The following is a 14216-nucleotide window of genomic DNA, read 5'->3' on the forward strand; positions in this document are numbered from 1 at the left end:
CAGTCCAGGCAGCCATGCTCGCACCAAGCTTCCAGGAAGAAGTGGACCGCTACCACCAGGCGGTTCCCGAAATCACCCAGGGCAACCCCGGCCCCATCAAGGAGCTCTACTCGCGCCTTGACGACGTGACCTTGGCCAATCCGTTCGGCGGCATAGCCCGCGGCTGGGCGCAGGTGGAGGCCCGGCTGGACCAGGCTGCCCGGCAGTTCCGCGACGGCGAGATGCTGGGCTTTGATACTGTCACTTCCTATACCGCCCGCGACACCGCCTACCTGGTGGAGACCGAGCACTTCCGGGCACGGCTGGACGGGGCAGCCGCCACCGAGGAGTTCGCGCTTCGTGTAACCAGCATCTTCCGCCGCGAGGAAGGGTACTGGAAACTGGTGCACCGCCACGCCGACCCCGCCGCCAGGCCGCAGTCCCGCCGGTCGCTGACCCAGCCCGCCGGCTGAGCCGGTGCTGGCCGGGGGCGACGCCAGGATGCAGACTTAGCTCATGCTGCCATTCCTGCTCCTCGCCTCCCGCGCGGAAGACGCTGCCGCGGAGGACGAATACGCCGCCTACCTGAGGTACGGCGGCCTGGAGGAACGGGAGCTGCGCCGGGTTCGGCTCGAGGCCGTTCCCCTGCCCGCGCTGGATCTTTCGGAGTTCTCCGGCGTCATCGTGGGCGGCAGCCCCTTCACCTCCAGCGACCCGCCGGAGCAGAAGAGTCCGGTCCAGCACCGGGTGGAGCGGGAGTTGTCAGCCCTCCTGGACCAGCTGGTGGCCCGCGATTTCCCGTTCCTGGGGGCGTGCTACGGGGTGGGCACGCTGGGTAAACACCAGGGCGCCGTCATCGACCGGACCTATGGCGAGCCCCTGGGCGCCGTGGAGATCGAGCTGACAGAGGACGGGCTGCACGATCCGGTGCTGCAGGGCATGCCGCGGACCTTCACGGCCTTTACCGGACACAAGGAGGCCGTCAGTTCGCTGCCACCGCATGCGGTGCTGCTGGCGAGCTCCGCCACCTGCCCGGTCCACATGTTCCGGATCAAGACCAATCTCTACGCCACCCAGTTCCACCCCGAGCTGGACGCCGACGGCCTGGTGACGCGGATCGACATCTACCGGCACGCCGGCTACTTCCCCCCGGAATCCGCCGAAGAACTGATGGAGAACGCCCGAAGGTTCACCGTCACCGAACCCATGGCCGTGCTGAAGAACTTCGTGGCCCGCTACGCCCGCTGAACATGACAATGCCCGGCGGGCCGGATGGCCGCGCCGGGCATTGTCGCATTCAAAGAGTCAGGCCACGTTGTTCTCGTAGTCCAGGTCGCGGGTTTCGCGGGTGAGGAACAGCGCTACCAGGGTGAGCACCGCCATAGCCGTCAGGTAGACGCCCACCAGGACGGGGCTGCCCTTGGCCGTTTCCCAGAGGGCCACGGCGATGAACGGAGCCACGGCTGCACCCAGGATGCTGGAGAAGTTGTAGCTGATGGCCGAGCCGGTGTACCGGACATTCGTGGGGAACAGCTCCGGCAGCAGCGCGCCCATGGGCCCGAAGGTCAGGCCCATCAGGGAGAAGCCAAGGATCAGCAGGCCCATGGTGCCCACGAAGCCGCCGCTGAACAGCGGCACGAACAGCAGGCCGAACACGAAGATGCCCGCAGTAACGGCCAGGAGCATCTTGCGGCGGCCGTACTTCTCGGCCAGGGGGCCGGAGACCAGGGTGAAGATGCCGAAGAAGACGACGCCGGCAATCAGCATCCAGAGGAAGTCGTTGCGGGTGTAGCCAAGGCCGGGAACGAACGCTGCGGCAGCCGCTTCCGTCATGGGCTTGCCGGCCTTCTCGGCGGCTGCCTTGGCCGCCTCAAGGCTGGCGGGGCGGGTGCCGTACGTCAGGGTGAAGGTGGTCATCAGGTAGAACAGCACGTACGTGGCCAGCATGATGAAGGTGCCCAGGATCAGCTGGCGCCAGCTGGTCTTGAAGACGCGGCCCAGGGGCAGCTTTGCCACCTCCTTGGATTCCACCACCTTGGTGAAGGCGGGGGTTTCGATGAGCTTGAGGCGCACATACAGGCCAATGATCACCATGATGGCGCTGAGCAGGAACGGCACGCGCCAGCCCCACTCCATGAAGGCCTGCGGAGACAGCGTGTAGCTGGCCACCAGGAAGATCACGTTGGCGATGATGAAGCCGATGGGCGCGCCCAGCTGGGGGAACGTGCCGTAGATGGCGCGCTTGTTGGCAGGGGCGTTCTCGGTGGCCAGCAGTGCGGCACCGCTCCATTCACCGCCGAGGGCGAGGCCCTGGGCGAAGCGCATGACGACGAGCAGGGCCGGAGCCCAGAATTCCCAGCCTTCCACCTTTGCGGTGGGCAGGCAGCCGATAAGGAACGTGGCGATACCCATGGTCAGCAGCGAAGCCACAAGCGTGCCCTTGCGGCCGAACTTGTCGCCGAAGTGCCCGAAGACGATCGAGCCGAGGGGGCGGGCAATGAAGGCCACGCCGAACACGGCGAAGGAGCTCAGCAGCTGGGTGGTTTCGTTGGCGCTCGGGAAGAAGAGCTGGGGGAAGACAAGCACGGCTGCGGTGGCGTACACGTAGAAGTCGTAGAACTCCACGGTGGTGCCGATCAAGCTCGCGACGATGACGCGGCCGCGGGAGTTCACCGGCTGGTGCGAACCATGCACCTTGGTGGTATCGGTGGATGACATAGGTAAACGCTTTCGTGAGACCGGCCGGGTCCGGACAGGGCTGCCTCCCGGCTCGAATAGTTAGAGTTCGATCTTACTTGCCTACGTCCAGTCAATGGACGAAACGTCCACCATCCGGACCTGTGTTGTGCGTCTCACGTTCTGGTCATTCACCGGCGCCTCACGCTGCCGCCGCCGGCCGGATAGGCAAAAGTCACAGTGCGGAAACAAAGATCGACCGTCCGCGAAACGCGCCGTCCCTACCTTGGAGGAACAACATCCCCTGAAGGAGGTAACCCGTGACTGTTGACCGCACTGTCGATGCCGGCGTACAGCCCGGCCCTACCCGCACCACAGACACCCTTGCCCTTGAATTCCGCCCCGGCCGCTGGATTGCCAACTGGGATGCCGAGAACAAGGAACAATGGGAATCCGCCGGCCGCGCCATCGCCCGCCGCAATTTGAACTGGTCCATCTTCGCCGAATTCCTCGGCTTCGTCGTCTGGCAGCTGTGGTCCATCGTGGTGGTCCAGCTTCCCGCCGCCGGCTTCACCTTCTCCACCTCCGAAATCTTCTGGCTCATCTCGATGCCAAGCCTCGTGGGTGCCACCCTCCGCATCCCGTACACCTTCATGGTCCCCCGCTTCGGCGGCCGCAACTGGACCATCGTGTCCGCCCTGCTGCTCCTCATCCCCTCCACCGGCCTGGCCCTGTGTGTCTCCAACCCGGAAACGCCCTTCGGCGTCATGCTGCTCGTGGCCGCCCTGGCAGGCTTCGGCGGCGGCAACTTCGCCAGCTCCATGGCGAACATCACGTTCTTCTACCCCGCCCGGGAAAAGGGCTGGGCGCTGGGCCTGAACGCGGCCGGCGGAAACCTGGGCGCCGCCGTCGCACAGCTTGCAGTTCCCATCGTGATCACCCTGCTGGCCGCCGGCACCGTCAACCTGCCCATGGCCGGCTGGATGTGGGTCCCCTTCATCCTTCTCGCGGCATTCGGCGCCTTCAAGTACATGAACAACCTCACCAGCGCCAAGGGTGACGTGGCCGGCTCGGTCGCGGCACTCAAGGAACCGCACCTCTGGATCATGGCACTGCTCTACATCGGCACCTTCGGCTCCTTCATCGGCTTCGCCGGCGTGTTCCCCAAGCTCATCAAGGACTACTTCCCCGCTTTCTCCTCCATCGGAGTAGGCACCGTAGCCCTGTCGCTCGCGTTCCTGGGACCCCTGGTCGGCTCGCTGGCCCGCCCCTACGGCGGACGCATGGCGGACCGCATGGGCGGTGCCCGCATGACCGTGGCCGCCTTCGCATCCATGGCCGTGATCACGCTCACCATGATCTGGACCCTGCCGCTGAAGAACTTCTGGCTCTTCCTGGTCCTCTTCCTGATGCTGTTCACCGCCAGCGGCTTTGGAAACGGCGCCACGTACCGGATGATCCCGGTCATCTTCGCCACCTCCAGCCGGGCAGCACGCAGCGGCGCCAGCTCGGTGGCCACCCAGCGCCTGGCGTCCTCGGCCCTCGGGCTGATCTCCGCCATCGGTGCGTACGGCGGCTTCGTCATCCCCCAGGTCCTGAACGCCTCCAGCACCGCCAGCGGCTCCTACACCCCGGCCTTCTACGGATTCGTTGGCGCCTATGTCCTGATGCTGCTGGTCTGCTGGACCTGCTACATCCGCAACGCCGGCCGGAACGCGATGGGACACGTCTAACATGACCAAAAGCGCCGACACGCACTGCCCCTACTGCGCCCTGCAGTGCGCCATGACGCTCACGTCCCCTGCGGACCTGGCCCCGGCTGCCCAGCCGGGGCCAGGCCCAGTGCCTGCACTACCCACACCGGCACTGGAGGTTGCAGGCCGGGACTTCCCCACCAACCGCGGCGGCCTGTGCCGCAAAGGCTGGACCTCCCCTGCCCTCCTGAACCACGCCGGCCGGATCACCGAACCGCTGCTGAAAGGTCCCGACGGCGTGCACCGGCCCATCAGCTGGGACCAGGCCCTGGACCTTGCCGCCAATGCGGTGAAGGACGCCCGCACACGCTATGGTGCGGACGCCGTCGGCGTTTTCGGCGGCGGTGGCCTCACCAATGAAAAGGCCTACATGCTGGGCAAGTTTGCCCGCCTGGCCCTTGGCACCTCCCGCATCGACTACAACGGCCGGTTCTGCATGTCCTCCGCCGCCGCCGCGGGAATGCGTGCTTTCGGCGTGGACCGCGGCCTGCCCTTCCCACTCGAAGCCCTGGACACCGCCGGCACCATCCTGATGCTCGGTTCAAACGTTGCCGAAACCATGCCGCCGTTCGTGCAGCACCTGCGCGGAGCCCGCGACGCCGGCGGGCTGGTGGTGGTTGACCCCCGGCGTTCCGCAACGGCAGCCTTCACGGCGGACGGCGGCGGCCTCCACCTCCAGCCGCTGCCGGGCACCGACCTCACCCTGCTGCTGGGCCTGTCCCACGTGGTCATCCACGAGAACCTGGTGGACACCGCCTATGTCCAGGAGCGCACCTCGGGCTACAGCGCCGTCGTCCGCAGCGTCAACGCCTTCTGGCCCGAACGCGTCCAGTCGTTGACCGGGGTCCCCGCGGACCTGGTCCGCCAGACCGCCCGCATGCTCGCCGCCGGGGCACGGGAAGGCGGGAGCTACATCCTCACCGGGCGCGGCGTGGAACAGCACGTGGACGGCACCGACACCGCCACCGCCGCCATCAACCTCAGCCTCCTCCTGGGCCTTCCCGGCGCGGCCCGCAGCGGGTACGGAACCCTCACCGGCCAGGGCAACGGCCAGGGCGGCCGCGAGCACGGCCAGAAGGCGGACCAGCTCCCGGGCTACCGCAAGATCACCGATCCCGCCGCCCGCGCGCACGTCGCGGCGGTCTGGGGCGTTCCTGAGGAGACCATCCCCGGCCCCGGCCTGCCCGCCGTACAGCTGCTGAAGTCATTGGGAAAGCCCGACGGCGTCCGGTGCCTTTTCGTGCACGCCTCCAATATCGCGGTGGCAGCACCGGACGCGAACGCCGTGATCGAGGGGTTGCGGAGCCTGGACTTCCTGGTGGTCTGCGACTTCTTCATGTCCGAAACCGCCGCCGAGGCGGACCTGATCCTCCCCGTGCTGCAGTGGGCGGAAGAGGACGGGACCTTGACCAACCTGGAGGGACGGGTCCTGCGCCGCCGCCGCGCCATCTCCCCTCCCGCCGGCGCCCGCAGCGAGCTGTGGATCATGGCCCGCCTCGCCGCGCGGCTTGACGCCCCGTCCACCTACAGCGAGGATCCGGAAACAGTTTTCGAGGAACTGCGCCGGGCTTCCGCGGGCGGGCTGGCCGACTACTCGGGCATCGACTACGCCATGCTGGACCGCGGCGAGGCCGCCTACTGGCCCTACCCGGCCGGCAGCAGCGGAACACCGCGCCTGTTCGCGGATGGCTTCGCGCACCCCGACGGGAAGGCGCAAATGGTCCCGGTGGTGCCGCGCCGCCGTCGTACTTCCGCCAATGAGGCCGCCGCCTCAGCGGACCCCGCCGGCAAAGCCATGACCCTCATCACCGGCCGGCTCCTGGAGCATTACCAGTCCGGCGCCCAGACGCGGCGCGTCGCCGAACTCGTCGCCGCCCAGCCTGAAGCCCGAGTGCAGATCCATCCCTCTGCGGCAGACGCCATGGGCATCGCCGCCGGATCCCTGGTCTCCGTGGCAAACGGGCGCGGTGAGGTGGTCTGCCGGGCGGAGCTCAGCACTGCAATCCGTCCCGAGACGGTCTTCCTGCCCTTCCACTTCCCTGGCGCGGAAAGCGCAAACCGCCTCACCGAAGCCGCCACCGATCCCATCTCCGGGATGCCCGAATTCAAATTCAACACCGTGTGGGTCCGGCCCGTGGCCACCCCCGATTCCGCCCGCACGCTGCAAACGACGGAGGCCTCATGACCGAGCAGATTGTCATCGTGGGATTCGGCCCCGTGGCCGCCAGGCTGGTGGACGAGCTCCTCCCTGCCGTGCGCGCAGGGCAGGTCAAGCTCACTGTGCTGGGCGAGGAAACCGAGGCCGCCTACAACCGCGTCCTCGTGGCCGACCTCGGCGTTGGCCGGACCACCGCTGACGCACTGGCCCTTGCCGATGCCGCCGAACTCGCGGCGGAGGGCGTGGAGGTCCGGCTGGGCGTGCGGGTCAAGCGCGTGGACAGGGCCCGGCAGCAGGTCCTGCTCGCCGACGGCGCACCCGTGCACTACGACCGGCTGGTGTTTGCCACCGGGTCCCGGCCCGTCATCCCGAACATGACCGGGATCAACCCGGATCCGGCCTCGCCCGTGCTTCCCGCGGGTGTCACAGCGCTGCGGGACCTCCGCGACGCCGCTGTCCTGCGGCAGGCGGTGGACGGCGGCAAGCGGGTGGTGGTCCTGGGCGGCGGCGTCCTGGGCCTGGAAACGGCGCTGGCCGCCGCGGAGGAAGGCGCCACCGTCACCGTGGTCCACAACGGGCCGCACCCCCTGGGCCGCAGCATCGACCGCGGCGGCGGAGCGGTCCTGGCTGCCGGACTGCGCCGCTGCGGCGTCCGCGTGGCCGGGAACGCCCGCTCCACCGGCGTTGAGCACAACGCTCCCGACGGCGGTTTCTCCGCTTTGCTGCTGGACGACGGGCAGGCAATCGACGGCGACCTCCTGGTCATCTCGTGCGGGGTGCGTCCCCGCACCGAGCTGGCCGATGGCTGCGGGCTTTCCACCGGGACCGGGATCCTGGTGGACCACCGCCTGCGGGCGCACCACGAACCGCACATCTTTGCCATCGGTGACTGCGCCGAGGTCCGCTGCCCGGATCCCGGCTGCGCCGCATGCCGGAACTCCACCGGGCCGTCGGGGCTGGTGGGTCCGGGCTGGCGGCAGGCCGAGTGGCTGGCGGGCTATCTCACGCTGCTGGCCGCCGGCGAGGCGGACGAAGCGGAACTGCTGCCCGCCCTGCCGCCTGAACAGCCCGGCGTCGTGGTCCTGAAGGCCCGTGGCATGAACATGGCCGTGGCCGGGAACAACGCTGCCGATCCCTGGGATGAGGAAGCGCTCACGGCCGGGGCAGCCAACGGCAGGGCCCGCCTGCAGGTGGCCCAGTGGGCCGATCCCGAGCATGGCCGGTACGTCAAGATGACCACGCGCGGCGGCGTGCTCGAAGGCCTGGTGGCGGTGGGCATGCCCCGTACCGCTTCAGAACTGGTGGGACTCTTCGAACGGGGCGCCGAACTGCCTGCCGACCGCTCGCTCCTCCTCCGCCTGGACGGGCCGGACCAGCTGCCCGCCACCGCCGCAGCAGACCCGGCCGGGACCGTATGCCGGTGCGCCGGTGTCAGCGGGTCCACCATCACGGCTGCCGTGGCCAGCGGCTGCTCAACGGTGGCGGACGTCTCCAAGTCCACGCGCGCGGGCACCGGATGCGGCGGCTGCCACGAGGACATCAAGGGCTTAATTGAACGGCATTTCCAGGCCGTGCCGGCAGCCTGACCGGGCCCTGCGAAGGATCGGCAGGGCCGACCGCCGCTTTCTAGGCCGTACCTGCTGGGGCAAGCTCCCCGTTGGCCACGGCCTCCGCGTAGTGGGTCAGGTCCGGACCGGGCTGGAAGTCCACGAACTGGTCCTTCAACTTTTCAAAGAGGAATTTGTACACCGTTCACACCCCGAACATACGTCCCGTAAGCAGGTAGATTCCGTAGACGCCGGAAGCCAGGAGGACAGCCAGATAGGCCAGCACCAGCCGCGTATCGCGCAGGTAGCACTTGGACTTCGTCAGTCCACGTCGCCGCGCCTTCCAATATCCGATGAACCCTATGGCTGCAAAGACGGACAGCGCCAGGGGGCCCGCGAGCCAGCCCAGCAGCGCAACTGTGGCGAAGATGCACAGGCGCAGGGGGTCAAAAGGCGCTTCTTGGCTGCTGCCAGGGACGGATCCCGGTGGGGCCGAGGGTGCTTCAGGAGTGGTGCCGTGCCTGCCTCCCAGCAGCTGTGAGGGCAGCGGCCCGGCGGCGATCCGCCTTGCATGCGACGCTGGGTCCATCATTCCTCCTAAACCTGACGCACCGGGAGCAGCCGGACACCCGTGGCGGTGCTCATGCGCTGCCTCGCCAGCGAAGGCCACGCCTGCACCGCGCAGAACGGAGCGCACTGGTGGGCGCCGGCGTCGCTCTTGGTTCCGACGTGGACGCAGCATTGGGTGAGCCGCTCCTCGATCATCGTGGAGATGTCCATGAAGGGTTTGACCATGATCCGGGTGACCCGTTCCGCGAGGAGCCTGCGCAGGCGTTGTTGCTGGCCAGGGAGCTTGCCTGCCGCCAGGGTGGTCAGTGTGCCGATGCCCAAGTCGCACTGGGAGCAGATGTTCTTCCAGAGGTCCATGGTGCGTGGGTGGGACAGCGACGCCTGCTCGCTCAGCAGGTCCAGCAGCGAGGTTTTCATCAGGTTCCGCAGCTCCAGCGGGATGGAGCTGTCAGCGATCCGGTTCGCAAGGCTGTCAGGGTTGAGCTCCAGCCAGGTGAGCAGCTGATCGTGCCCGATCAATGATGTCAGGGACCTCCAGACTCCCGCGTCGTCCTTCAGCATGTAGCCCACTGAGGCGCAGTGCGGGTGGGAGCAGGGCAGTGCCGTCAGGTCGTGCCAGGACACCACACCGTTGGTCTGCTCAGCCAACCTCTCCAGGACGCCTGTATGGGTGAGCCGGTCGAAGGGGTCGATGCCGTGTCCGCGTCCTGAACCGAAGACGGGCTGCAGCGCCACCCCGCCAATAAAGGGAGTCTCCAGGGCACGCATCACCACGGCGCCCACTTCGCCGTCGTTGACGCCAAGGGATGCCGTCATGGTCAGCGTGGTGAAGATGCCCGCTTCCGACAAGCGGGAGATTGCCGCATCTTTGAAGCGGGTCAAATCCCCGCCGCGGTGGTAAATCGACGATTCCCTGGAGGGACCGTCGTATTGGAGATACACCTCCACCCTGTCCCGGTGCCGTGCCAGCAAGGCGAGGAGGTCGTCATCGGTGGCAATCAGCATGCCATTGCTGTTCACCATGATCCGGACGATGGGCCGGGAAACGAGTTCGTCCAGCAGTTCGGCAAGATAGGGGTACAGCGTAGGTTCGCCGCCGGAGAGCATCAGCACATCCAGCCGGTTGTTCTCCCGGGCCAAGCGGGTGTCCACGTTGTCGAGCACCTCCTGAAGCGGCGCGACTCCCTGCAGTTGCGGGCCGGACGCCGTAAAGCAGGTGGGGCAGCGCAGGTTGCAGTGCTCGATGATGTCCTGGAGGAGGATGCAGGTGTGTTGCGTCTGCATGGCCGGAAGCCCGAAGGCATAGGCCTCGGGGACAGCGCGGAAATTGTCGGCCTGGTCAGGGATGTGCTGCTTTGTGGGCGCCTGCCACTTTTCCAGGTAGCGGAGGATTTCCGGCGACTCGTCGTATAGGGTGCGGACCAGCCCATGGTCCGGGCAGCCGCGTTCAAGCCACACACGACCTTCACGGACAAGCAACGCCCCCGACAGCCGCCGGACCTCGCTGAGTGGAGGGTTGGTTTCGTGGCATAGGGGGCAGAAAGCGGTCACATAACGATGGATCCTGTCACCGCGCAGCGGCTGGCCTGGCCCTGGCAACTGTTGAGTCCTCATGATTCGGCACCCTTCTTCAAATTCCGGCCTGTGTAAGGGCACCCACGCAAAGTCCCCCGCCGAGCAACGTGAAAACGCCGAGCCCAATCAGTAAGCCCGCTCCGGTGCGTGACGTGCGGGGATTAACGGCAAGAACAATGGCCAGCCCCAGATAGACGGCGATCGGGACGAAGGCGGCCGGCCCGGCAAAGATGCTGGTTGCCCATGCATTCGGTGCTCCGATGCCGACTGCTGCCCCAAGGTAGAGGATGTACAGGGCCAGAGCGCCGAAAACAGCTCCGGACCCCAGATAACCACCCCGGTTTTCCCGCTTCTGCCCGCTCCCCTGCTCCCTTGGTGGCGGAACCGGCTGGTCGTCGTTCATGTCAGGCCCGGGCCTGGGCCAGGTAGGCGACGCAGAGTCCGCCGCCGAGCAGTGTGAAGATCCCCAGCCCGATCAGCAGGCCCGCACCCAACCCGGATGTGCGTGGCCGGACCGTCAGCACAACGGCCACCACCAGATACGCGGCGATTGGGATGAACGTCCTGGGCCCGGAAAGGAAGGTCCTGTATCCCTCGTTCGGAGCGATGCCACTTGTTGTCCCGAAATAAAGGGCATAAAGGGCCGGAGCCCCTAACACGATTCCGAGCACTATGAGACCGAGTCCTGGTTCAGGGCGCGGTTCTTCTCCCCGGGACGGCGGGATACTGGGAAAGTCAGCCGGGTCCTCACTCATGCTGCGGTTCCTTCCAGGGCAGGGCGGAGGGGTGGGCCGAAGACACGCCGGACCCGCCATACCAGGAGGGGCAACACCGCCAGCAGGAACCATTGGGGCCGGCTCATCCCCAGCCAGAGCACCTCGTTGCCCCGGACGAATTCGACGACGAACCTGAAGAGGGCATAGGCGCTGACGAAGCAGATAAAGAGGTCGCCGGGGTGGGGCAGGCGGTCCCGGCAGCGCCACATCAGGGCAAAGGCCGCGAGGTGGAAGACAATCTCGTAGGCGAACGACGGATGAAGTCCCACCCCGGCCTGGGCGCCGGTCAGCGCGGCCTGCGCAGGAGTGAGGATGACTCCCCATGCTCCCCCGGTTGGCGTTCCGGGGAGCTCTGTCAGGAGGCAGCCGACACGCCCGATGATGAGCGCCAGGGCTACTGCCGGGGCCAGCAGATCGCCCGTCGGCTGCCGGTAACCGGTCAATCGTTTGGCCAGAAGGACGCCGAACCAGGCCCCCACCAGCCCGGCGAGGATGCTGCGGTCGCCATTGCCCCACCAGTCAGCCAGTGAAACCTGGCGGGAGATGTCCCAGGTGAGCACCCGGGAACCGATGGCCCCGAAAGCAACGGCAAAACCGGCAATGGGCCACAACCGGGGATCGGCAAGCCCGCGGCGGCGCTTCTCGTAAGCGTAGAACAGCAGGGCTGCGAGGATTCCCAGCCCGACGAAGCCGGCATGTACCAGCCCGTTTCCCGCGAAGGGAAGCCCGATCATGAGCAGAGTGTAGCAACGGGTTGCCCGTGGAATGCGGGCCCTTCGGCCCTTACATGGGCGGGTGCCCTACATGTGGACGTGCAGGCGGCGGGCGGCCTCGGAGATGGATCCGGTCAGCGACGGGTAGACCGTGAAGGTGCTGGCGAGGTCGTCCACATGCAGCTTTTGCTTGACCGCGATGGAGATCGGGAAGATCAGTTCGGAGGCGTTGGGGCCCACCACCACGCCGCCGATCACCGTGCCGGAGCCCTTGCGCGCGAAGATCTTGACGAACCCGTCCTTGGCGTTGCGCATCTTGGCGCGGGCGTTGCTGCGCAGGGAGAGCTTGACGACGTCGGCCTGGTACTTGCCGGACTCGATGTCTGCTTCGGAGATGCCCACGTTCGCGATTTCGGGCGAGGTGAAGATGTTGGATGCCACCTGGTGGAGCTTGAGGGGGGTGACGACGTCGCCCATGAAGTGCGCCACGGCGATGCGGCCCTGCATGGCGGCCACGGAGGCCAGTGGCAGGACGCCGGTGCAGTCACCGGCGGCGTAGATGTTCGGGGCGGTGGTGCGGGAAACGCCGTCCACCTTGATGTGGCCGCTTTCGCTGACGGCCACGCCGGCCTCCTCGAGGCCCAGGCCTGCCGTGTTGGGGATGGACCCGAGGCAGAGCAGGCAGTGGCTGCCGGTCACCGTGGAGCCGTCGGAAAGCGTTACCAGTACGCCATCGTCCGTGCGTTCCACGGTCTGGGCGCGGGAGCGGGACAGGACCCGGACCCCGCGGCGTACGAAGACTTCTTCCAGGACGACGGCGGCGTCAACGTCGGAGCCGGGCAGCACCCGGTCGCGGCTGGACACCAGGGTGACCTTGGAACCCAGTCCGTTGTAGGCGGAGGCGAACTCCGCACCGGTGACGCCGGACCCCACCACGATGAGTTCCTCGGGCAGTTCGTCCAGGTTGTAGATCTGGGTCCAGTTCAGGATCCGCTCGCCGTCGGGGCGGGCCGTCTCCAGCTCGCGGGGGTGTGCGCCCACGGCCAGCAGGATGGTGTCCGCTTCAACAGTCTCCGTGCCGTCCACCGTCAGGACCTCGATGGTGTGGTTGTCCAGGAGCCGGCCGGAACCGGCAATGATCCGCACGCCCAGCTTCTCCAGACCGTCGCGGATGTCGTGGGACTGGTTGCGGGCCAGGTTGAGGAGGCGGTCGTTGATGTGCTTGAGGTCGGCGCGCATCACCGGCACGAAGTCGCCGCCGTCGACGTCGAATTTCACGCCCAACTCCCCGGCCTCGGCCACGCGGGTCATCAGGTCAGCCGTGGCAATCAGGGTCTTGGAGGGAACCACATCGGTCAGCACGGCGGATCCACCCAGGCCCGCGCGTTCGATGATGGTGACCGTCGCCCCGAGCGAGGCGGCCACCATGGCGGCTTCGTATCCGCCGGGGCCACCTCCCAGGATTGCGATCCGGGGGGAACTGAAATCTGGATGCGTAGTCACAGTCATCCATTCTCGCCCATTTGCCGCTGACCACCAAGAAAACAGGGCCCTGCCCGGGCCAGCCGTGACGGGGGCAACACGGGCGGCACGATAACTTGTACTGGTGAGTACAACTGACTTCCTGAACACGGACCCGTTTGCCGCTGCCCGCGCCGCAGCGGACTACATCGCCGAAGAGACAGGCGTGGACCGGCACGACACCGCCCTGGTCCTCGGCTCCGGGTGGGGCGAGGCCGCGGACCTCATCGGCGAGACCACCGCCACCCTGTCCGCAGAAGAAGTTCCCGGCTTCCACGCCCCCGCCGTGGAGGGCCACGTGGGCACCATCCGCTCCATCCTCACCCCCTCGGGAAAGCGAGCCCTGGTCCTGGGCGCCCGGACGCATTACTACGAGGGCAGGGGCGTCCGGGCGGTGGTCCACGGAATCCGGACCGCGGCGGCCACCGGGTGCAGCACCCTGGTCCTCACCAACGGTTGCGGCGGACTCAACGAAGACTGGGCCCCCGGCACCCCGGTACTGATCAAGGACCACATCAACCTCACCGCGGCATCCCCCCTGGAGGGCGCCACCTTCGTGGACCTGACAGACCTGTACTCGCCCCGGATCCGTGGACTGGCCCGCGAGGTGGACCCCAGCCTGGCGGAGGGCGTGTACGCCCAGTTCCCCGGCCCGCACTACGAGACGCCGGCCGAGGTGCAGTACGCCAAGCGGATCGGTGCCGACCTCATCGGCATGTCCACGGCGCTGGAAGCCATTGCGGGCCGCCACGCCGGGATGGAGGTGTTCGGGATCTCGCTGGTCACCAACCTCGCCGCCGGCATCAGCCCACAGCCCTTGAGCCACCAGGAAGTGATCGAATCCGGCCGCGCGGCGGGCCCGCGCATCTCCAGGCTGCTCGCCGATATCATCGCCCGGCTCTAACGCTCGCGGCGCCCGGGTGCGTCACGGGACCGGGCAATGACGA

The 14216-nt window shown here is 67.4% G+C and carries 14 protein-coding genes; 6 read left to right on the forward strand and 8 right to left on the reverse strand.

Going from position 1 to position 14216, the window contains the following annotated elements; genetic code table 11:
* Positions 1-14: 14 nt before the first annotated feature.
* Together QFZ60_RS14035 and QFZ60_RS14040 are read left to right on the forward strand one after the other, a co-directional pair.
* Positions 15-452 carry a nuclear transport factor 2 family protein gene (locus QFZ60_RS14035; RefSeq protein ID WP_142030707.1) on the forward strand — a complete coding sequence of 146 codons (438 nt, stop codon included), beginning with the start codon at positions 15-17 and terminating at the stop codon, positions 450-452.
* A 43-nt stretch (positions 453-495) separates the two neighbouring features.
* Positions 496-1227, forward strand: coding sequence for a glutamine amidotransferase (locus QFZ60_RS14040; RefSeq protein WP_307091184.1), 732 nt, complete (start codon positions 496-498; stop codon positions 1225-1227).
* A 57-nt stretch (positions 1228-1284) separates the two neighbouring features.
* On the opposite strand, the gene QFZ60_RS14045 is transcribed toward QFZ60_RS14040, so the two are convergent.
* A complete protein-coding gene (locus QFZ60_RS14045; protein ID WP_307091185.1) occupies positions 1285-2697 on the reverse strand; it encodes an MFS transporter in 1413 nt (470 codons plus the stop codon).
* A 278-nt stretch (positions 2698-2975) separates the two neighbouring features.
* Here QFZ60_RS14045 and QFZ60_RS14050 point away from each other — a divergent pair, with 278 nt between their 5' ends.
* Genes QFZ60_RS14050 through QFZ60_RS14060 form a run of 3 tightly spaced genes read left to right on the forward strand, consistent with a single transcriptional unit; the run spans position 2976 to position 8153 of the window.
* Positions 2976-4388, forward strand: coding sequence for an MFS transporter (locus QFZ60_RS14050; RefSeq protein ID WP_307091187.1), 1413 nt, complete (start codon positions 2976-2978; stop codon positions 4386-4388).
* 1 nt (position 4389) lies between these two features.
* The gene (locus QFZ60_RS14055) at positions 4390-6594 is read left to right on the forward strand and encodes a molybdopterin oxidoreductase family protein (RefSeq protein WP_307091189.1); all 2205 of its coding nucleotides are present in this window, start codon (positions 4390-4392) and stop codon (positions 6592-6594) included.
* On the forward strand, positions 6591-8153 hold the full coding sequence (locus tag QFZ60_RS14060) for an FAD-dependent oxidoreductase (protein ID WP_307091191.1): 1563 nt from the start codon (positions 6591-6593) through the stop codon (positions 8151-8153). The genes QFZ60_RS14055 and QFZ60_RS14060 overlap by 4 nt, the downstream gene beginning before the upstream one ends.
* A 40-nt stretch (positions 8154-8193) precedes the next feature.
* On the opposite strand, the gene QFZ60_RS14065 is transcribed toward QFZ60_RS14060, so the two are convergent.
* The 7 genes from QFZ60_RS14065 to QFZ60_RS14095 form a co-directional block, all read right to left on the reverse strand.
* Complete coding sequence (locus QFZ60_RS14065; RefSeq protein ID WP_307091192.1) at positions 8194-8316, reverse strand: hypothetical protein; 123 nt, start codon at positions 8314-8316, stop codon at positions 8194-8196.
* A gap of 3 nt (positions 8317-8319) precedes the next feature.
* Positions 8320-8706 (reverse strand): hypothetical protein, encoded by a 387-nt coding sequence (locus tag QFZ60_RS14070; RefSeq protein WP_307091194.1) that lies wholly within the window; start codon positions 8704-8706, stop codon positions 8320-8322.
* A 5-nt stretch (positions 8707-8711) separates the two neighbouring features.
* Positions 8712-10298 carry a radical SAM protein gene (locus tag QFZ60_RS14075; protein WP_307091195.1) on the reverse strand — a complete coding sequence of 529 codons (1587 nt, stop codon included), beginning with the start codon at positions 10296-10298 and terminating at the stop codon, positions 8712-8714.
* A gap of 16 nt (positions 10299-10314) precedes the next feature.
* The gene (locus QFZ60_RS14080; protein ID WP_142120808.1) at positions 10315-10662 is read right to left on the reverse strand and encodes a hypothetical protein; all 348 of its coding nucleotides are present in this window, start codon (positions 10660-10662) and stop codon (positions 10315-10317) included.
* Position 10663: 1 nt separating this feature from the next.
* Positions 10664-11014 carry a hypothetical protein gene (locus QFZ60_RS14085; protein WP_307091196.1) on the reverse strand — a complete coding sequence of 117 codons (351 nt, stop codon included), beginning with the start codon at positions 11012-11014 and terminating at the stop codon, positions 10664-10666.
* Positions 11011-11769 (reverse strand): prolipoprotein diacylglyceryl transferase, encoded by a 759-nt coding sequence (locus tag QFZ60_RS14090; RefSeq protein WP_307091198.1) that lies wholly within the window; start codon positions 11767-11769, stop codon positions 11011-11013. Before QFZ60_RS14090 ends, QFZ60_RS14085 begins: the two co-directional genes overlap by 4 nt.
* Before the next feature lie 66 nt (positions 11770-11835).
* Complete coding sequence (locus tag QFZ60_RS14095; RefSeq protein ID WP_307091199.1) at positions 11836-13251, reverse strand: NAD(P)H-quinone dehydrogenase; 1416 nt, start codon at positions 13249-13251, stop codon at positions 11836-11838.
* A 103-nt stretch (positions 13252-13354) separates the two neighbouring features.
* On the opposite strand from QFZ60_RS14095, the gene QFZ60_RS14100 reads away from it, so the two are divergent.
* Positions 13355-14173: a purine-nucleoside phosphorylase gene (locus QFZ60_RS14100; RefSeq protein ID WP_307091201.1), complete on the forward strand. Its 819-nt coding sequence runs from the start codon at positions 13355-13357 to the stop codon at positions 14171-14173.
* The last annotated feature ends 43 nt before the right edge of the window (positions 14174-14216 follow it).

This window comes from Arthrobacter sp. B2I5 (assembly GCF_030816735.1).
Lineage (GTDB): Bacteria > Actinomycetota > Actinomycetes > Actinomycetales > Micrococcaceae > Arthrobacter.

Excerpts from the sequence above, each read along its gene's own strand:
- QFZ60_RS14080 (WP_142120808.1), bottom strand. The coding sequence starts at position 10,662 with ATGAACGACGACCAGCCGGTTCCGCCACCAAGGGAGCAGGGGAGCGGG.
- QFZ60_RS14060 (WP_307091191.1), top strand. The coding sequence starts at position 6,591 with ATGACCGAGCAGATTGTCATCGTGGGATTCGGCCCCGTGGCCGCCAGG.
- QFZ60_RS14085 (WP_307091196.1), bottom strand. The coding sequence starts at position 11,014 with ATGAGTGAGGACCCGGCTGACTTTCCCAGTATCCCGCCGTCCCGGGGA.
- QFZ60_RS14055 (WP_307091189.1), top strand. The coding sequence starts at position 4,390 with ATGACCAAAAGCGCCGACACGCACTGCCCCTACTGCGCCCTGCAGTGC.
- QFZ60_RS14090 (WP_307091198.1), bottom strand. The coding sequence starts at position 11,769 with ATGATCGGGCTTCCCTTCGCGGGAAACGGGCTGGTACATGCCGGCTTC.
- QFZ60_RS14045 (WP_307091185.1), bottom strand. The coding sequence starts at position 2,697 with ATGTCATCCACCGATACCACCAAGGTGCATGGTTCGCACCAGCCGGTG.
- QFZ60_RS14075 (WP_307091195.1), bottom strand. The coding sequence starts at position 10,298 with ATGAGGACTCAACAGTTGCCAGGGCCAGGCCAGCCGCTGCGCGGTGAC.
- QFZ60_RS14040 (WP_307091184.1), top strand. The coding sequence starts at position 496 with ATGCTGCCATTCCTGCTCCTCGCCTCCCGCGCGGAAGACGCTGCCGCG.
- QFZ60_RS14070 (WP_307091194.1), bottom strand. The coding sequence starts at position 8,706 with ATGATGGACCCAGCGTCGCATGCAAGGCGGATCGCCGCCGGGCCGCTG.
- QFZ60_RS14035 (WP_142030707.1), top strand. The coding sequence starts at position 15 with ATGCTCGCACCAAGCTTCCAGGAAGAAGTGGACCGCTACCACCAGGCG.